Raw genomic sequence first — 17,089 nt, forward strand, 5'->3', positions numbered from 1 at the left:
CGGTGAGCACATCGTTGGCGATCCGGTGCGAGAGGGAAAGCATGCCTTTACCGCTGGCATCGGTAATGACCGTTCCCTCTCCCGTGAGGCCGCCAGTAGCGAAATCATTGTCGGTGATGTTGGCGCCGCCGAGCGACCAGTAGAGCAACGTTCCCGCGGCTACACCGGTGGTGTGAACCATCGTCGTCAGGCTTTGGCCCTCGTCTATGACGGTTAGGAGTGGGAGGATCTGGTAGCTCATCAAACAACCCGCGGTATTTATGAAGCTTTGTAACCCCCCCTCATTTTTGACTCATGGACGTCCAAGACGTGGTCCAACCAGCAGAAACTGCGCTATCTGCACAATCTCTCAAGCCCCCCTCGCTTCGAGGGCGTAAAAATGGCTTTGTGATAGGCCGACATGGCCAGAGATCGTGGGCGGCTGTCCCCCGAGTCATCATTTTGGCTGGATATGGCTTGGCTGGATATGGCTTTGCCGGCCTAAACCCCTTTCACTGGTCTAGCAACCCCAGGGCGATAGCCAGGGTGTCGGCTTCGCTGGCCGGTTTGTCGTGGCGCCAGCGGGCTATGCGGGGAAAGCGCACGGCGATGCCGCTCTTGTGGCGGCTGGAGCGCTGCAGCCCCTCAAAGGCCAGCTCGAAAACCTGCACCGGCTGCACCGCCCGCACTGGCCCGAAGCGCTCGCTGGTGTGGCTGCGGATCCAGCGATCCAGCGCCGTGATCTCGTCATCGTTGAGGCCGGAGTAGGCCTTGGCGAAACTCACCAACTCCCCCTCGGCGTTCCAGAGCCCAAAGGTGTAATCGGTGAACAGGTTGGCGCGGCGGCCACTGCCGGCCTGGGCGTAGAGCAGCACCGCATCGAGCGTGTAGGGATCGCGCTTGTGCTTCCACCACTGGCCCCGCTTGCGGCCGGCCAGGTAGGGCGAGGCCATGCTCTTGAGCATCAGGCCTTCGGCGGCGGCGCTGGCGGCCTGCAAGCGCAGCGGCTCCAGCTGCTCCCAGGCCGTTAGGGGTAGGCGGGGCGATAGGCGCAGGAGCCCGGCTGCCAGGGTGGGTGTCGTTTCAGGCAGGTCTTGGAGCAGCTCCTCCAGGGCTGAACGGCGCTGGTTCAGGGGGCGCTGGCGCAGGTCGTCGCCCCCCAGCTCCAGCAGGTCGTAGGCCACGAAGGCCGCCGGACACTCGGCCAGCAGCTTGCGCCCTGGCGCTTTGCGGCCCAGGCGGCGCTGCAGCTGGGCGAAGGGGGCGGGCTGGTCGGAGCCTGCGGGCCACACCAGGATCTCGCCGTCGAGCACGGTGCCGTTGGCCAGGCACCCTGCCGCTGCGAGCAATTCGGGGAAGGCGTCACCGATTAATTCTTCGCCACGGCTCCATAAAAAAACCTCGTTGGCGCGGCGGATCAGCTGGCCGCGGATGCCGTCGAACTTCCACTCCGCTTGCCAGTCGCTGGCGGCGCCGGCCGGCTGCTGCTCCAAGGGCGATGCCAGGTAAAAGGGGTAGGGGCGGCTGGGCACCGCTTCGGCTCCATCGGCTGGGGCCAGCAGGGCGGTGAGGGCGGTAGCACTGGGCTTGAAGCCGCCCATCAGCCGGTGCTGCAGCTGCGCTTCCTCCAGCCCGCTGAGGCGTGCCAGGGCGCGCACCACTAGCCCCTGGGCCACGCCCACCCGCAGGCCACCGGTGAGCAACTTGTTGGCTACCAGCAGTTCGGATCTGCTCAGGCCCCGCCAAAGCTGCCGCACCGCTTCTGCCTGCTCGCTGCCCTCTAAGGCGGCGGCGGCCGGCAGCAGCTGCTCCATCCAGTGCTGCAGGGAGTGCTGCAGGGGTTCGCTTGCCCCAGCGCCCACCTGGGCCCAGAGCAGGGTGATCGTTTCGGCCGAATCACCAACGTGGGCGTAGCAGTCGTCGAATAACCACTCCGGCAGGGGGGATTCCTCCAGGCAGATCTGGCGCAGCCTCCGTCCGGTGATCAGGCGCTTGCCCTGCTTGCCCAGCAGCACGTGCAGGGCCCAGGCGCCATCGGCGGCATCAACACCACTGAAGTAGGCGACGAGGGCATCCACCCGGGCCTGGGTGCCGCTGCTGGCATCAAGGGCGCTGTAGAGATCGGCGAAGCGACGCATGCCGGTCTCAGCCCGCCAGCGGTTCGGCGCTGATCCCTTCCACCTCCCGCAGGTAGCGGGCTAGGCCTTCGCTGTTGCCGTGGGTCACGTACACCTGCCGGGCGCAGCTCTGCTGCACGCTCTGGATCAGGCCGGGCCAGTCGGCATGGTCACTCAGCACGAAGCCGCGCTCATAGCCGCGACGGCGGCGGGCGCCGCGTACCGCCATCCAGCCGCTCACGAAGGCCGTTTGCGGCAGTTTGAAGCGCTTCATCCACAGCGAGCGGTGGGCCGAAGGCGGCGCAATCACCAGGCGGCCCGCCAGCGATTCCCCCTTGGCGATTGCGCTCACCGGCAGGGTGGGCGGCAGCCGCACCCCCGCTTCCCGGTAGGCCGGCATCAGGGCCTCCACGGCGCCGTGCAACAGGATCTCATCTTTGACGCCGATGGCGGCTAGCTCCGCCAGCAGCCGCTGGGCCTTGCCGAAGGCATAGGCAAAGAGGATCGAAGGGCGCTCCGGCGCCGCCTGCCACCAGCTCAGGATCTCGCCGGCCACCTCGGCGCCGTTCTGCCAGCGATAGATCGGCAGGCCGAAGGTGGCCTCAGTAATAAATACGTCTGCCTGCACCGGCTCAAACGGGGAGCAGCTGGGGTCGGCGCAGCGCTTGTAATCGCCGCTCACCAGCCAGCTCTCACTGCCCGCCTCCAGTCGGATCTGGGCGCTGCCCAGCACATGCCCCGCGCTGTGAAACGACACCCGGGCCTCACCAATGCGATGGGCGGCGCCGTAGTCGACCGGGATCAGGTTGATCGTGGCCCCCAGGCGTTGCCGCAGGATTGCTTCGCTGGCCCCCACCGCCCAATATTCGCCGCAGCCGGGCCGGGCGTGGTCGGCGTGGGCGTGGGTGATCAGGGCCCGAGGCACGGGCCCCACGGGGTCTATCCAGGCTGCCGCCGCCCGGCAGTAGAGCCCCTGGGGGGTGTGCTCCAGCAGGCTGCCGGTGGGGAGGGGCATGGGAAGAGGTCCTCAGGTTTCGTCCCAAAGGGTCTGCAGCGACCAGGGGCCGCCCTCCAGCAGCCAGAACGATCCATCCACCAGGCGGAGGTGCTGATCCAGCGAGGCGATCCGCTCGAGATCGGCCGGTGTGAGTGTGATCTCCGCTGCCGCCAGGTTTTCCAGCAGCCGCGCCGGGCGCACCGATTTGGGAATGGTGGAGATGCCGCTCTGCAGCTGCCAGGCGATCAGCACCTGGGCGGGGCTGCAGCCATGTTCCGCGGCGATCGCGCCGATCAATGGGTTTTCCAGCAGCACCGGTTCATCGGCGCCCTTGAGGGCGGCGGGCCGGTCCTGGGAGCCGAGCGGCGAGTAGGCGGTGAGGTGAACGCCCTCGGCTGCGCAGTCAGCCACCAGGGCTGGCTGTTGCAGTAGGGGGTGCCGTTCCACCTGATTCACCTCCGGCCGGATCCGGCAGTGGGCGAGTAGATCGTGGAGCTTGCGGCTGGAGAAATTGCTCACGCCGATATGGCGCGTGAGGCCCGCCTCCAGGGCCGCTTCCATTCCCTCCCAGGTGGATTCGAGCGGCACCTGCGCCGGTGGCAGCAGGTCATCGCCGCTGGTGGGAAAGGCCACGCCTTGCTTGATCGGCACAGGCCAGTGGATCAAATAGAGATCCAGCCACGCCAGGCCGAGATCAGTGAGGGTGTGGCGCAGCGCCGCTGCGACGTTGTCCCGTCCATGGGCATTGCACCAGAGCTTGGAGGTGATCCATAGCTCCTCCCGCTTCACCTCGCCGGCATCGATGGCGCCGCGGATCGCCTCGCCCACCTCTGGCTCGTTGCCGTAAACGCTGGCACAGTCGATGTGGCGGTAGCCCAGCCGGATGGCCTCTCGCACCGCGGCCCCCACTTCACCCGGAGCCGATTTCCAGGTGCCAAGCCCCAGCAGGGGCATGGAGTCGCTATTGGCGAAGGTGACAGTGCGCATGGGGGCACCTTAGGGAGCATTGCCTAAGGCGAACTCTCTGTTTAGGTATCTGCCCTGGCGGCGGCTCAGCGGCTCATGTCCAACATTTTTTCGATCGGTGCCAGGGCCCTTAGCCGCAGCGCCTCATCCATCACGATCTCCGGCTCCATCCGATCGAGGCACCGCCACACCTTTTCCAAGGTGTTGAGCCGCATGTAGGGGCAGGCGTTGCAGCTGCAGCCGTCGGCGCCGGGCACCTCGAAAAAGGTCTTTTGGGGCAGCTTCAGCCGCATCTGGTGCAAGATCCCCGGCTCGGTGAGCACGATGAAGCTGGTGGCGGGGCTCTGCTCTGCTTGACGCAAAAGGGCGCTGGTGGAGCCGATGAAGTCGGCCAGGTCCAGCAGGTGTTGCTGGCACTCGGGATGGGCCAGCACCTCAGCCGCTGGGTGCTCGAGCTTCAGCTGCAGCAAGGCTTGTTCGCTGAAGGTCTCATGCACGATGCAGCTGCCTGGCCAGAGGGTGAGCTGACGGCCGCTCTGGCGCTGTACCCAGCGGCCCAGGTTTTGGTCGGGGGCAAACAGGATCGGCCGGTCGGCTGGCAGCTGCTTCACCAGATCCACCGCGTTACTGCTGGTGCAGATCAGGTCGCTGAGGGCTTTCACTGCCGCCGAGCAGTTGATGTAGCTCACGGCGATGTGGTCTGGATGCTCGGCGCGGAAGGCGGCAAACTCCTCTGCCGGGCAGGCATCCGCCAACGAGCAGCCGGCCTCCAGATCTGGCAGCAGCACGGTTTTGTCCGGGCTGAGGATCTTGGCGGTCTCCGCCATGAAGTGAACGCCGCAGAACACGATCACCTCGGCGTCGGTGGCGGCGGCCTTGCGCGAGAGCTCTAGCGAGTCGCCGATGAAGTCGGCGATGTCCTGAACGGCTTCGTCTTGGTAATAGTGCGCCAGGATCACGGCCTTGCGCTCCTGCTTCAGGGCGCTGATAGCGGCGGGCAGATCTTGCGGTGCGTGGTTATTGGTGGCGGTGAAAACCAACCGAGGGCCTCAGCTGATGCAGGATGGCATGAGCCTAGGCAGCAGTGATGGCGGTATCCGGCGGGGGTAAAACGCTCCGCATTGCCATCGCCGGAGATCTGCATGGTGAATGGGACCACAGCGACCATGCGCTGCTGGACTGCCTGGCCCCCGATGCACTGCTCGTCGTGGGCGACCTAAGCGATGGTCAGCAGCGAATTCCGGCCCTGCTGCGCCAACTGCCCATGCCAGTGGCCTGCATCCTTGGCAACCACGACACCGGCAAGGACGCTTCTGGGCGCACGCTGCAGCACCAGATCGACCTGCTGGGAGAGGTTCACTGCGGCTGGAAAATGCGAGCCCTGAGCCCGCCGGATCTGGCGGTGGTGGGGGGGCGGCCGGCAACCGCCGGCGGTGGCTTCAAGCTTTCTCGGGCGGCGCTGGCTGCCTTCGGTCCGGTGAGCTTGCAGGAGTCGGCCGATCGGATCACGGCCGCCGCCGCCACCGCACCCACCGACTGGCCCCTGGTGTTGCTGAGCCATAGCGGACCCTCCGGACTCGGCAGCGATGCCACCTCCCCCTGCGGCCGCGACTGGAAGCCACCCGCCTGCGACTGGGGTGATCTCGACCTAGCCCTGGCCATCCGCCAGATCCGCCTCAATCGCCCGGTGCCGTTGGTGGTGTTTGGGCATATGCACCACGCCCTTAGGCGCGGCCAGGGGGATCGCCAAAGCTTCTGCCGCGACCGGGCCGGTACCTCCTACCTCAACACCGCCTGCGTTCCCCGCCATGGCACCGATGGCGCCGGCCAGGCCCTGCGGCACTTCAGCTGGGTGGAGCTGGTGGGCCAGGAGGTCGTGAGTGCCAGCCATCGCTGGTTTGGCCTGGGTGGTGAGCTGCTCTACGAAGAGCGCCTCTGGACTGCTCCCAACCCGGCCCCTAACCCGGCCCCCAACCCAGCTCCCGAACTGGCGCCGTGCTGATTTATGCCTGCGTCAGTGCCCATGGTTTTGGCCATGGCTCCCGCACCGCTTCCGTTTTAACAGCCCTGCATGGGCTGCGGCCCCACTGGCGCTTGGTGTTGTCCACGGCCCTACCTGAGGCCTTTCTGCGCTCTGCCCTGGGGCCCGTGCCCTTTGAACACCGCCCCTGTCGTTGGGACGTGGGCGTGGTGCAGGCCGATGCCCTTGGAGCAGACGCTGGGGCAACCCTGGCCGCCCTATCGGCCCTGGAAGCTGAGCTGCCCGCCCAGCTGGCGGCTGAGCAGGCCTGGCTGGCGGCCCAAGCGATGCCGCTGCTTGTGCTTGCAGACGTGCCCCCAGCGGCGGCGGCCTTGGCTCGAGGCCTCGGGGCGCCTCTGATCTGGCTGGCCAGCTTTGGCTGGGAGGCTATCTACGGGGCGATGGGTGCCGCTTTCAGCCCCTGGGCCGACCTTTGCCTGGCGGCCTACCGCCAGGGCGACCTGTTGCTGCGCTGTCCCCTGGCGATGCCGATCGACTGGGGCATCCCCGAGCTGGCGATTGGGCTCACCGCCGGCAGCCCCCGGCTTGAGCCAGGCAGCCTGGCCCGCCAGCTGCAGTTGCCGGAAGAGCGTGATCGTTGCGTGCTGGTGAGTTTTGGGGGGCTGGGCTACGACCTGGATCCGGAGTTGCTGCAGCTCTGGCCCGATCACGTGTTTATTAGCCCGGATCCCCGCCTGGCCTCAGCTGCCAACTGCCGCCTGCTGCCTGCTGGGGTGAGACCGCTGGAGGTTTTGGGGTACTGCGCCCGCCTAATCACCAAGCCCGGGTATAGCTCCTTTTGCGAGGCCTTGAGCGCCGGCGTGGGGGTGCATTTGGTGCATCGCGAGGGTTTTGCCGAAGCGCCCGTGCTGGAGGCGGCTTTGCTGCGCCACGGCTGGCACCGGCTGCTCAGCCAGGAGCAGGCCCGCCAGGGGGATTGGCAGCTCGACCAGCCCTTGCAGCCCCCCAATGGTGAGCCACTGGCTAGCGATGGCGCGGTCCAGGCGGCCGAGGCGCTGGCAGCTTTTGTAGCGGGCCGTTCGTTTTAGTCAAAAATTCAGGCGCAATTTACCTGGGTCACAGTGATCTGAACTGTTTGCTGTAGTTGTTGACACCGGTAGACACTTATGTGATTGGCACTAACTCCATCCTGTCTGGGTGGATTGATAGGCAAATTGGCACAAACAAATCTTTTCTTCGCATTTCAGATTTGGCCGCCTGCAGGCGGTCTGCCGTTTGATCCGCTCCGGTATGACCTTGCCCAGCACCTGTTTTCGATCCGCCCTTGCCTTGGCCGTAGGCCTGGGCACCTTTTCCCTGACTGCTCCGGTAGCCCAGGCATCTGAGCTGCTCCAAGCATCCGAGCTGCTCCAAGCATCCGGGCCCACTCAGCCCAGCTTCCCCACGGCTCTGGCCCTGCCCCTGCCCCCACCACCGGTGCGGATCTTCGCGATCACGGCTGAGCGCCGCGCCCTGCTCAACACCATTCGCTACGCCGAAGGCACCTGGGCCGATGGCGACGACATCGGCTACCGGATCATGTTTGGTGGCGGCCTGATGCCCTCCCTGGAGCGCCATCCCGACCGGGTGGTTCGCACTGCCCGCTATGCCAGTGCCGCGGCGGGTGCTTACCAGTTCATGCCCTTCACCTGGACCATGGTTACGCGCTCCTTGGGAATCGAGGCCTTTGGCCCCCAGGTCCAAGACCAGGGCGCCGTCTACCTAATTCAGCGTCGTGGTGCCCTGGCCCTGGCTGATCAAGGCGTGTTCTCGCCCTTGCTGGCTGCCAAATTGGCCCCCGAGTGGGCCAGCTTTCCCACCCTCGCTGGCCGCAGCTTCTACGGCCAGCCGGTGAAGCGCTTCCACGACCTCAAGCGCTTCTACGACGACAACCTCAGCCGTCTGCGCGATCAGCAGCCCCAGTCCATAGCCAGGGCTGAAATCAAGCCCGCCTGTGCGCCTGCGGGCTCCTTGCGCTGTCAGCTCGAGGGGCTTGAAAAGCTGGGACCGCGCAGCCGCAGCCAAAACCCCGGCTGAAGCTTCTAACCCTGATCGGCATCCTTGAGCCTGGCCTTACCTACGGTGGCTCCGGCGATTAGGTAAGCGCCAAGAGCTGCGCCGAGGAAGGCCAGGGTGTTGCGGGCAACCGGCAGCAGGTCGTTGGTGCGGGTCAGGATCGGGCCCAGGCCTAGTGCGCCAAACAGGATCAGCCACAAAGGTGAGAGCAGCAGCACCCAGGCCCACTCCACCTTGCGACCCTCTTTGCGCGGGTAGGAAGCGAAGCCCGCCACCAGGCCGCCGAGCATGGAAGTGGAGAGGGTGAGCAGCCACTGCTCGCGTGGCAGGCCCGGCACCACCTGGCAACCACCCCGCTCCAAACACATTTCCACCGCTGCTAGGGCATCGACAATGGCGGCGTCCTGGCCGTTGTCGCGCACGTAGTACTGGTTGCCGAAGCGGGTCTGCAGCTCCACCCAGTAGGTGCGGGGCATCAGGGCGAATAAGGCATCGCCGACGTTGAAGTTGAGCAGGTTGCCGCCGCGCTCATCGGCCACCAGCAGCAGGCTGCGTTCGTCCAGGTTCCAGAAGTCCTTCACCGCCTGGCCTGGGGTGCGGTCGTACTGGGTGAGCACCCGCAGTTTCCAGCCGGTATCGGCCTCGAAGCGGGTGAGATTTTCTTCCAGGCTGATGCGCTGACCATCGGTGAGGGCCTTGGCCAGGTCGATCACCGGGGTGGGGTGGTCCGGTAGGAGGTCGGGGTTGTCGTAGGCCTGGGCCGGAGCGATACCCACACCCAGCCAGCAGGCCAACACCAGCAACAGCGACACCAGCGCAGGCAGCACGGCGTTCCAAGCGCGACCCATTCACCAGCCTCAGCGAAGATGCATTCTCCCTGAGCAGGCGTCTGAACGTGAGCTTGCCCCCCTGGCTGCTGCAGCGCCTCGAGGCCGTCGGCGCAGCGGTCCCTTTCCGCACCTACATGGAATGGGTGTTGCACGATCCGTTGCACGGCGCCTATGGGGCTGGCCGGCTGCGCATCGGCCCGGCGGGGGATTTCGCCACCGCCCCCTCCCTCGGCCCTGATTTCGCGGCCCTGCTGGCACCCCAGCTGGCCGAGTGGCTCACTGCCCTGGCGGCCGGTCCCGGGCCCCTGGCCCTGGTCGAGGCAGGGCCAGGGGAGGGCAGCTTGGCCCTGCAATTGGCCCAGGCCCTGGTGGCTGGTTGGCCCCAGCTGGCCCAGCGCCTGGAGCTCGTGCTGGTGGAGCCCAACGAGGGCATGGCGGCCCGTCAGCGAGCCCTGCTGCAGGACTGCCCCTTGCCCTGTCGCTGGGCCAGCTTCGCCGAGCTGGCGGCATCACCGCTGCGCGGCGTGGTGCTCGCCCATGAGGTGCTCGATGCCCTGGCGGTGGAGCGGATCGAGTGGGACGGGGCTCTCTGGCGCCAGCAAGTGGTGGCGCTGCACGATGGCCCTGGGGCGGAGCTCTCGCTGCGGCTGGAGCCCGGCGAGCCCCTGGAGCCGGCAGCGGCCGCCCAACTCGAGCCCCTCGGACTCCTGCCCCCAGCGCCCCAGCGCCCTTCCGGCTGGTGCAGCGAGCTGCACCCGGGCCTGGCCCCCTGGCTGGCTGAATGCGCCGCAGCCGTGGCCGAGGGCCAGCTGCTGGTGATCGACTACGCCTTAGAGGCCTGGCGCTACTACGCCCCCCAGCGCTCTGGCGGCACCTTGATGGCATACCGGGGCCAGCAGGCCAGCGGCGATCCGCTGCTGGAGCCAGGCGCCTGGGATCTCACAGCCCATTTGTGTGTTGAGAGCGTCGATGCCGCCGCCGCCTCCAGCGGCTGGCTGCCCCTGGGCCAGTGCCGCCAGGGCCAGGCCCTGCTCGCTCTGGGCTTGGCCGAGCGGCTGCACGGGCTGCAGCAGGAGGCCCCGGCTGCCCTGGCCACCGTGCTGGCCCGGCGCGAGGCCCTGCTGCGGCTGGTAGACCCCGTGGCTCTGGGAGATTTCCGCTGGCTGGCCTACGGCCGGGGTGTGGCCCCAGTGCTGCCCCGCTTCAGCCGGGAGCCGGGATCGCTGCCTCCAGCCATTGGTTGAGGGCTTGGGGCTGCTGGGTGGGACTGCTGGTGATTTCGATGATCCGCCCGCTGGCGGCCGGGGTTTCCAGGGCCTCTAGGCACACCCGGGCCACCAGGCGGCGGGGCAGGCTGCTGCTCTCCTGCTGGTTGGGGCCGGAATAAACCACCCCCTCCCTTTCGCTGCGGCTGTCGTCCTCGCTGAGGCCGCCGGGGCGCACCACGGTCCAGTCGAGTCCGCTTTCTTCAAGCCAGCGCTCGCCTAGGCGTTTCCACACCAGGATCAAGCCAAACAGGTTTAGGGGGTGCTGCCAGCGACCGGCGCAGAGCGAACTCACCAGCACCACCCGCTTCATGCCCACCGCCTGACAGGCGCGGATCTGATCGCGCACCCCGAAGGCATCCACCTTGAGGGGGCCGGCCAGATCCACTGATGGCCGGGCGCCAGTGGCGATCACCAGGGAGTCACAGCCGCTCAGGGCGGCATGCAAGGCCTCGGTGGCACTGAGATCCAGGCGCCGCACATCGAGCCGCCCTTGCTGCTCTGCTTCAGCCAGGGCCGCTGGCAGCACCGAGCCGGGCCGCACGATCGCCCGCACCGCCAGGCCCCGCTTCAAGGCTTCATCCACCACACGCCAGCCGGTTTTTCCGGATGCTCCCGTCACTGCCACCAGGCTCATCGCTGCATCTCCGCCACCACAGCTCCATGTTGCTCGTTTGGGGGATTAGCTGGCAGCAGGCTGCGCATCAGCCAGGTTTCAGCTGCTAGCGGCCGCAGCAGCCGGCTCAGGATCACAGCCAGGGCAAGCGGTTCGGCTGGCGCCCGCCGCGTCGGCCACTGGCCATCGCGGCGGTATAGCCGTTGTTGCAGCCACTCTTGGCGCTCCTCCGCAAGCTCGTTTGAAATCGGTGCCCAGCTGCAGCCCAGGCGCCTGCCGCGGCAGGCCTCGATTCTCAGGAGCCAGCGACGGCCGTCGCTGGTGGTGAGTTCGAGTGCTTGCCCCGGCTGCGGCGATGCCTGCTCCAATTCAAGCTCGAGGCCCGCTTCGCTTAAGGCCACCAGTTGGGCGGGCTGGCCAGCTAGCTGCACCGACTCTCGCCAGGCCAGCCAGGGCACGGCATCGCTGCGGGGCCGATCCCAGCAGCAGCGCAGGGCGGCCAGCAGCAGCAGCGCATTCACTAGGGCCCAGCCCACCCCGAGGGCCAGGGTGGCCTTGCTCTCGGGCAATAGGTCTAGCCGGATACCGCTGGCGATGGGCAGCAGATTCAGCAAGGCCACCAGCTGCAGGCTGAGCAGGGCCAGCAGGGGCAACAGCAGACGCGGTTCGGGGTTGGTTTGGCGGCCGCTGGCCAGGGCCTTGGGTGTGACCCGGAAAGGTAGGGGCCTGCCCAGCAGGGTGCCCAGCACCGCTCCCACCAGCGGCAGCAGCACCACCAGGCGGTAGAGCTCGCTGGTGAGTGCGGTGCGGCTGTGGGCCGTAAGCCAGCGAGCCAGCACAAGCTGGGCGCCGTAGAGGGGCAGGGCCATCTGCAGCAGTCCGGCACCGCTGACGCGCAGCGGCGCGATGCCCAGCACCCCCAGGCTAAGGGGCATCAGCAGCAGCAGCAGCTGGGGCAGCGCGTTGAGCCAGTGCAGGATTCCCTCGAGAAAGGCAAGCCGCTGGATCGGATTAAGGCCCTTGATCAGCAGGGGGTTGGCACCGGTGCGCAGGGTCTGCAGGGTGCCGCTGGCCCAGCGGCAGCGTTGGCGGGCAAAGGCGGCGGCGGTGAGGGGCGCCAGGCCAGCGCTGAGCTTCTCCGGCACGAATAGCAAACGCCAGCCGGCGGCTGTGAGCCGAATGCCGGTGGCTAGGTCTTCCGAGGGGGTGCCCGTCTCGAAGCCACCCACCGCCAGCAGGGCGGAGCGGCGCACCACAAACGACGTCCCCGCACACACCACCGCCCGGAGCCGTTGGCGCACCGGCTCAATCCAGCGGTAGAAGCTCTCCTCATCCGGTAACAACCAACGCTCCAGAGCCAGGTTGCGGATCACCGGATCGGCATTCATATAGGTCTGGGGTGTCTGCACCAGGCCCACCTCGGGGCTATCAAATAGCCCAACCGTTCGCTCCAGGAAGCCCCGCACCGGCACAACGTCCGCGTCGAATACGGCGATCAGCTCGCCCTGCAGCTCCGGCAGTACATGGTTGAGGTTGCCGGCCTTGGCATGCTCCCGCCGCTCGCGGCTGCGGTAGTGACAGCCCAAGCCCTTGCACAGCTCCGCCAGCTCCGGCCTGCCGGAATCGTCGAGTAGCCAGAGGCGGAAGCGGCCGTAGTTGAGGGCGCGGCAGCCGCGCAGGCAGCGCTCCACCACCTCGATCGGCTCGCCGTAGCTCGGCACCAGCACATCCACCCAGGGCAAGCTGGCGGCCTGCTTGGGGTCTGCGCTAGCCGGGGCTTGTCTTTGGGCCGGTGCCAGGGTGAACAGCAGCTGCAGGAAGCCGTGGGCCAGCAGCCAGAGCTCGGCTGCCAGCAGCAGCAGGCTCAGCGCTGCAGCCAGGGGGCTATCGAGGTTGAGGGTGGCTGTGCAGCGCCAAAAGACGTAGCGACCAGCCAGCAGGGCCAACAGCAGTACGGCCCAGGGCAGGGCCATCAGCCGGGTGGAGCCGGGGGTGGGCAGACGCGCAAGCTGAAGTCACAGCTCCAGATGGTGGCCTTTTGCCAGCTCAAGGGAATTTCCAGCAGGTCCCTAGGTCCCGTGATCCCCTGGGCCAGAAAGATCAGGGCCGCCAGGGCGTTGGCACTTAGGTGCAGGCGCCGCCAGCGCAGTTGGCGCTGGATCTCCGGACGGGCCGCTAGGGAGAAGAGCAGCAAGCCGGTGAGCCCCATACCGCCCCAGAAATGGGATTGCCAGAAGGCTGGATCGAGGGGGTTGTCGCTGAGCCGCCAGATTTCAGGTTGCATGCCCAGGCCGATCACCCCTATCCAGCAGAGCAGGGCAAAGCTGGCCCGGTAGCTGGCTTGCCGCACCCGCCACAGAGCTACCAGGGCCAGCACGCTGCCAGCCAGCACGAGCAGCAGCAGGGAGCTGCGCATGGCGTCGAGCTGGCTGGGCTTCTGGGTGAGGATCACCACCGCGTAGGCAATCAACTGGATGGCCACCACCGAGCTGGTGAGCCAGCGCCCCAGGGCGGTGTGTTCGCTGCCGGAGCTTGCCGGCGCCTTGCCCAGGCTGAGGCGGCGCCGGCGGGTCTGGAGGGCCAGCTGCAAGACAGCGCCCAGCAGCGGAAAAACCAGGGCTACCGCCAGGGCGGGATGGAGCAGCCAGAGCCAGTCAACGCTGCTCATCGTCTTGGAGGCTGTAGGTGTGCGGTGCCTAAACCCTAATTAGCCCAGCTGGCTGCCTACGGTGCGCTGGATTGCAAAACGTTGTGGCAGGGCCAATCATTCGCGCCAGCGGGTTGAGCAAGACCTACCGAATCAGCGAGAAGCAGCCTGGCCTGGCCGGCACAATCCAACATCTGCTGCGGCGACGCCATCGCGATGTGCTGGCGGTGAATGGAATCAGCTTCACGATCGAGCCGGGGGAGATCGTTGGCTTCCTGGGCCCCAATGGCGCCGGTAAGACCACAACCTTGAAGATGCTCACCGGCCTGATCCACCCCAGCGGCGGCGAGCTGGAGGTGGCAGGTCACCAGCCATTTCGGCGTCAGGCCCGCTTCTTGCGCCAGATCACCCTGGTGATGGGCAACCGCCAGCAGCTGCTCTGGGACCTGCCCGCCCTCGATTCGCTGAGGGTTAATGCCGCGGTCTACGGCATTGCGGAGGCGGAGGCCCAGCGGCGTATTGGCCAACTCGCCGAGATGCTGGAGCTGGGCCAGGAGCTGCGGCGACCGATGCGCAAGCTTTCCCTGGGCCAGCGGATGAAGGCCGAACTGCTGGCGGCCCTGCTGCACGAGCCGGCGGTGTTGTTTCTCGATGAGCCCACCCTGGGTCTGGATGTGAATGCCCAGGCGCGGGTGCGGGATTTCCTCGCCGACTACAACCGCCGCACCGGCGCCACCGTGCTGCTCACCAGCCACTACATGGGTGACATCACTGCCCTCTGCCCGCGGGTGCTGCTGATCCACCAGGGCCAGCTCTTCCACGATGGCTCCCTGGCCGATCTCACCCAGCGGTTGGCCCCCTGCCGCCAGGTGCGGCTGGAGCTTGCCGACCTCCATCCACCGGAGGCCTTTGCCGGTTTCGGCCAGCTCGAGGCCCATCAGGGCCACCTGGTGCGGCTGCTGGTGCCGCGGGCCCAGCTCGCCCAGCAGGTGGCGGCGCTGCTGGAGCGCTTTGCGGTGGTGGATCTGGAGGTGAGTGATCCGCCGGTGGAGGAGCTGATCGGCGGTTTGTTCCGCCAGCGTGATTCAAACTCCGGGGCTTCCCAGTGAGCTGGGAATGGCGGGTGGCGCGGGCGCTGCTGGGCAGTCAGTACGCGCTGATGCTCGAATACCGGGCCGAGATCGCCCTCTGGGCCCTATCTGGGGTGTTGCCCTTGATCATGCTCGGCGTTTGGAGCGGCTCGGGCGCGGCGGCGGCGGCTGGCCTCTCACCCCAGCAGCTCAGCCACTACTTCCTGGCTGCCTTTGTGGTGCGCCAGTTCACGGTGGTTTGGCTGATTCAGGTGTTCGAAGACGACGCCCTGCAGGGCCGCCTGTCGCCCTTCCTGCTGCAGCCGCTTTCGCCGCTCTGGCGATACCTGGCGGCCCATTTTAGTGAACAGGCGTCGCGAATCCCGTTTGTGGCCGTGATGGTGCTGGTGGTGGGGCTGGCGGCGCCCGGCTTGCTGTGGCTGCCGTCAGCGGGGGCTTTGCTGCTGGGAATCCTGGCGATTGTGGCGGCCTTTCTGCTGCGCTTTCTGCTGCAGGTGCTCGTTACCACCCTCTGTTTTTGGAGTGAGCGGGCAGCGGCCCTCGACCGGCTGTTGATGATTCCCTATCTGTTTTTATCGGGCATAGTTGCACCCCTTGACACCTTTCCTCCAGCGGTGCGGCGGCTGGCCCTGGCCACGCCCTTCCCCTGGATGGTCGACTTCCCCGCCCGGCTGCTGGCCGGCGAACCGGTGAATGTGGCTTTGGGTTTTGGGGCGATCGCCGCCTGGTGCCTGCTGCTGCTGCCGATCGGCCACTGGCTGTGGCGGGCGGGCCTGCGCCGCTACTCGGCGATGGGCGCGTGAGGGAGTTTGCGCGCTACTGGCGCAGCCTGCGCCGCTTCTGGGGCACCTCCCTGGCGGCCGAACTCGAATACCCGCTCAATGCCTGGATCGAGTTGCTGTCGGTGCTGGGCAACCTGGCAGGCAGCGTCTTTGTGCTGCAACTGCTGTTTGGTGGCGGGCCCCAGCTGGGGGGCTGGAGTTGGAGCGGCGCTTTGGTGGTGCTGGGCCTCTACACCGTGCTGGATGGGTTCACCACCTGCGTGTTGCAGCCCAATCTCAGCCGCATCGTTAACCACGTGCAGACCGGCACCCTCGACTACGTGCTGCTCAAGCCGATTGATAGCCAGTTCTGGCTGTCGGCCCGCACCGTGTCGCCCTGGGGGTTGCCAGGAATATTGGCTGGCCTTGGCTTGATCGCCTGGGCCCTGCTGAACAAGGGTCCTGGGGCTCCATCCGGCCTGCCGGCGGCAGGGCCCGTGCTGCTCTCCCTGGCGCTGCTGCTTGCAGCCCTGGTGATTCTTTACAGCCTCTGGTTTGTGTTGGCTGCCCTCAGCATCTGGTTTGTGAAGGTGTGGAATGCCACCGAGGTGTTGCGCTACACCCTGGTGGCGGGTCGCTACCCAGTGAGTGCCTATCCGCCGGCGCTGCGGTTGCTGTTCACCTTTGTGCTGCCGGTGGCCTTCCTCACCACCGTGCCCGCCGAGGCGCTGCTGGGGCGGGGTTCGGCCATCTGGGCTTTCGGTTCTTTGCTGGCCGCCGGGCTTTGCCTGGCTGGCAGTCGCCTGCTGTGGCGCTACGCCCAGCGCTTCTACACCTCTGCTTCTAGTTGAGCGGAGCTGCGGGTCAGCGCGCCATCATCGATCCACCGGCTCTCCCCAGTTGCTGCCGCACCCCATGGTGATCCCCGCTCCTGCCAATCCCACCTCCAGCATCAGGGAGGAGCACTGGTTGCAGCGTTGGTATCCGGTGGCCTATCTGCAGGACCTCGACCCTCGCCGCCCCACGGCCTTCACCCTGCTGGAGATGGATCTGGTGCTGTGGTGGGACGCTGCTGGCCAGCAGTGGTGCGCCTTTGCCGACGTCTGCCCCCACCGGCTCGTGCCCTTGAGCGAAGGCCGCCTCAACGAAAGGGGTGAGCTGGAGTGCCCATATCACGGTTGGAGTTTCAACGCCCAAGGCAGCTGCACCGCGATCCCCCAGGCCGAAGTCGCAATCGACGCCAACCCCCGCAGCTCCTGCCGCCGCTACGCCACAGCCAGCGCCCAGGGGCTGCTGTTTGTGTTCGCCGGCGACCATGCCGCGGCTGCGGCGGTGCCCCTGCCGCTGGTGCCCGTGCTCGAGGAACCCGGCTGGCTGGTGCAGGACACCTTCCGCGACCTGCCGATGGATGCCCTCACCCTGCTGGAGAACGTGCTCGATGTGAGCCATGTGCCCTTCACCCACCACCGCACGGTGGGTAAGCGCCAGAACGCTGCTCCGGTGGTGGCCGAGCTCACAAGCTTCGGGCCGGAGGGGTTCACCGCCACTTGGCCCGAGGGCCCGCGCCGGGGGCGCCTGGGCAGCCAGTTCACCACCTTTCAGGCGCCGGGCCTGATGTGGCACGACCTCACGGCGAAGGGATTTGCCCGCTTTCTCACGGTTGTGTATGCCACGCCGATCCGGGCTGGGGAATGCCGCTTGTTTGCCCGCTTTCCGTTTCAGTTCCGCTCGCTGTTGCCCAGGCTCCTGCTGCGGGCTCGGCCGGTGTGGTTGCAGCACATCGG

17 protein-coding genes are annotated in these 17,089 nt (G+C 67.0%); 8 read left to right on the forward strand and 9 right to left on the reverse strand.

The genetic code is table 11. The annotated features are described in order from the left end of the window. The 5 genes from KBZ07_RS05995 to nadA form a co-directional block, all read right to left on the reverse strand. The coding region (locus KBZ07_RS05995) for a hypothetical protein (protein WP_254930758.1) at window positions 1–241 on the reverse strand (241 nt) is incomplete at its 3' end. Window positions 242–491: 250 nt separating this feature from the next. After that, on the reverse strand, window positions 492–2,117 hold the full coding sequence (locus KBZ07_RS06000) for an ATP-dependent DNA ligase (protein ID WP_254930759.1): 1,626 nt from the start codon (window positions 2,115–2,117) through the stop codon (window positions 492–494). A 7-nt stretch (window positions 2,118–2,124) separates the two neighbouring features. Then, window positions 2,125–3,111: a ligase-associated DNA damage response exonuclease gene (locus KBZ07_RS06005; protein WP_254930760.1), complete on the reverse strand. Its 987-nt coding sequence runs from the start codon at window positions 3,109–3,111 to the stop codon at window positions 2,125–2,127. 12 nt (window positions 3,112–3,123) lie between these two features. Beyond that, window positions 3,124–4,080, reverse strand: coding sequence for an aldo/keto reductase (locus KBZ07_RS06010; RefSeq protein WP_254930761.1), 957 nt, complete (start codon window positions 4,078–4,080; stop codon window positions 3,124–3,126). Between the two features lie 65 nt (window positions 4,081–4,145). Further along, complete coding sequence (nadA, locus tag KBZ07_RS06015; protein WP_254930762.1) at window positions 4,146–5,099, reverse strand: quinolinate synthase NadA; 954 nt, start codon at window positions 5,097–5,099, stop codon at window positions 4,146–4,148. Between the two features lie 47 nt (window positions 5,100–5,146). On the opposite strand from nadA, the gene KBZ07_RS06020 reads away from it, so the two are divergent. The 3 genes from KBZ07_RS06020 (at window position 5,147) to KBZ07_RS06030 (ending at window position 8,116) form a co-directional block, all read left to right on the forward strand. After that, the gene (locus KBZ07_RS06020; RefSeq protein WP_254930763.1) at window positions 5,147–6,061 is read left to right on the forward strand and encodes a TIGR04168 family protein; all 915 of its coding nucleotides are present in this window, start codon (window positions 5,147–5,149) and stop codon (window positions 6,059–6,061) included. Then, entirely contained in the window at window positions 6,055–7,128 is a 1,074-nt protein-coding gene (locus KBZ07_RS06025; RefSeq protein ID WP_254930764.1) for a hypothetical protein, read from the forward strand. The genes KBZ07_RS06020 and KBZ07_RS06025 overlap by 7 nt, the downstream gene beginning before the upstream one ends. Before the next feature lie 202 nt (window positions 7,129–7,330). Beyond that, window positions 7,331–8,116 (forward strand): glycoside hydrolase family 104 protein, encoded by a 786-nt coding sequence (locus tag KBZ07_RS06030; RefSeq protein WP_254930765.1) that lies wholly within the window; start codon window positions 7,331–7,333, stop codon window positions 8,114–8,116. Between the two features lie 5 nt (window positions 8,117–8,121). On the opposite strand, the gene KBZ07_RS06035 is transcribed toward KBZ07_RS06030, so the two are convergent. Next, window positions 8,122–8,943: a TPM domain-containing protein gene (locus tag KBZ07_RS06035; protein WP_254930766.1), complete on the reverse strand. Its 822-nt coding sequence runs from the start codon at window positions 8,941–8,943 to the stop codon at window positions 8,122–8,124. 47 nt (window positions 8,944–8,990) lie between these two features. Here KBZ07_RS06035 and KBZ07_RS06040 point away from each other — a divergent pair, with 47 nt between their 5' ends. Next, window positions 8,991–10,169, forward strand: a complete 1,179-nt coding sequence (locus KBZ07_RS06040) for an SAM-dependent methyltransferase (protein WP_254930767.1) — start codon at window positions 8,991–8,993, stop codon at window positions 10,167–10,169. Here KBZ07_RS06040 and KBZ07_RS06045 read toward each other — a convergent pair. The 3 genes from KBZ07_RS06045 to KBZ07_RS06055 are packed head-to-tail and all read right to left on the reverse strand — an operon-like array spanning window position 10,129 to window position 13,474. Beyond that, a complete protein-coding gene (locus tag KBZ07_RS06045) occupies window positions 10,129–10,827 on the reverse strand; it encodes an SDR family oxidoreductase (RefSeq protein ID WP_254930768.1) in 699 nt (232 codons plus the stop codon). The genes KBZ07_RS06040 and KBZ07_RS06045 overlap by 41 nt on opposite strands. Then, the gene (locus KBZ07_RS06050) at window positions 10,824–12,779 is read right to left on the reverse strand and encodes a glycosyltransferase (protein WP_254930769.1); all 1,956 of its coding nucleotides are present in this window, start codon (window positions 12,777–12,779) and stop codon (window positions 10,824–10,826) included. The genes KBZ07_RS06045 and KBZ07_RS06050 overlap by 4 nt, the downstream gene beginning before the upstream one ends. Beyond that, the gene (locus KBZ07_RS06055; RefSeq protein ID WP_254930770.1) at window positions 12,779–13,474 is read right to left on the reverse strand and encodes a DUF4079 domain-containing protein; all 696 of its coding nucleotides are present in this window, start codon (window positions 13,472–13,474) and stop codon (window positions 12,779–12,781) included. The genes KBZ07_RS06050 and KBZ07_RS06055 overlap by 1 nt, the downstream gene beginning before the upstream one ends. A 95-nt stretch (window positions 13,475–13,569) precedes the next feature. Between KBZ07_RS06055 and KBZ07_RS06060 the strand changes: the two genes are divergently transcribed. The 4 genes from KBZ07_RS06060 to KBZ07_RS06075 form a co-directional block, all read left to right on the forward strand. Further along, window positions 13,570–14,562: an ATP-binding cassette domain-containing protein gene (locus KBZ07_RS06060; protein ID WP_254930773.1), complete on the forward strand. Its 993-nt coding sequence runs from the start codon at window positions 13,570–13,572 to the stop codon at window positions 14,560–14,562. Window positions 14,563–14,612: 50 nt separating this feature from the next. Further along, on the forward strand, window positions 14,613–15,347 hold the full coding sequence (locus KBZ07_RS06065; protein WP_254930774.1) for an ABC-2 family transporter protein: 735 nt from the start codon (window positions 14,613–14,615) through the stop codon (window positions 15,345–15,347). Next, a complete protein-coding gene (locus tag KBZ07_RS06070; protein WP_254930771.1) occupies window positions 15,344–16,156 on the forward strand; it encodes an ABC transporter permease in 813 nt (270 codons plus the stop codon). Before KBZ07_RS06065 ends, KBZ07_RS06070 begins: the two co-directional genes overlap by 4 nt. A 64-nt stretch (window positions 16,157–16,220) precedes the next feature. Further along, a partial coding sequence (locus KBZ07_RS06075; protein ID WP_254930772.1) for an aromatic ring-hydroxylating dioxygenase subunit alpha occupies window positions 16,221–17,089 on the forward strand: 869 nt, incomplete at its 3' end.

This window comes from Cyanobium sp. BA20m-14 (assembly GCF_024346295.1).

Coding starts and splice junctions, on each gene's coding strand:
- KBZ07_RS06000 (WP_254930759.1), bottom strand. CDS start 2,117: ATGCGTCGCTTCGCCGATCTCTACAGCGCCCTTGATGCCAGCAGCGGC.
- KBZ07_RS06005 (WP_254930760.1), bottom strand. CDS start 3,111: ATGCCCCTCCCCACCGGCAGCCTGCTGGAGCACACCCCCCAGGGGCTC.
- KBZ07_RS06010 (WP_254930761.1), bottom strand. CDS start 4,080: ATGCGCACTGTCACCTTCGCCAATAGCGACTCCATGCCCCTGCTGGGG.
- KBZ07_RS06020 (WP_254930763.1), top strand. CDS start 5,147: ATGGCGGTATCCGGCGGGGGTAAAACGCTCCGCATTGCCATCGCCGGA.
- KBZ07_RS06030 (WP_254930765.1), top strand. CDS start 7,331: ATGACCTTGCCCAGCACCTGTTTTCGATCCGCCCTTGCCTTGGCCGTA.
- KBZ07_RS06035 (WP_254930766.1), bottom strand. CDS start 8,943: ATGGGTCGCGCTTGGAACGCCGTGCTGCCTGCGCTGGTGTCGCTGTTG.
- KBZ07_RS06045 (WP_254930768.1), bottom strand. CDS start 10,827: ATGAGCCTGGTGGCAGTGACGGGAGCATCCGGAAAAACCGGCTGGCGT.
- KBZ07_RS06050 (WP_254930769.1), bottom strand. CDS start 12,779: ATGGCCCTGCCCTGGGCCGTACTGCTGTTGGCCCTGCTGGCTGGTCGC.
- KBZ07_RS06055 (WP_254930770.1), bottom strand. CDS start 13,474: ATGAGCAGCGTTGACTGGCTCTGGCTGCTCCATCCCGCCCTGGCGGTA.
- KBZ07_RS06065 (WP_254930774.1), top strand. CDS start 14,613: ATGCTCGAATACCGGGCCGAGATCGCCCTCTGGGCCCTATCTGGGGTG.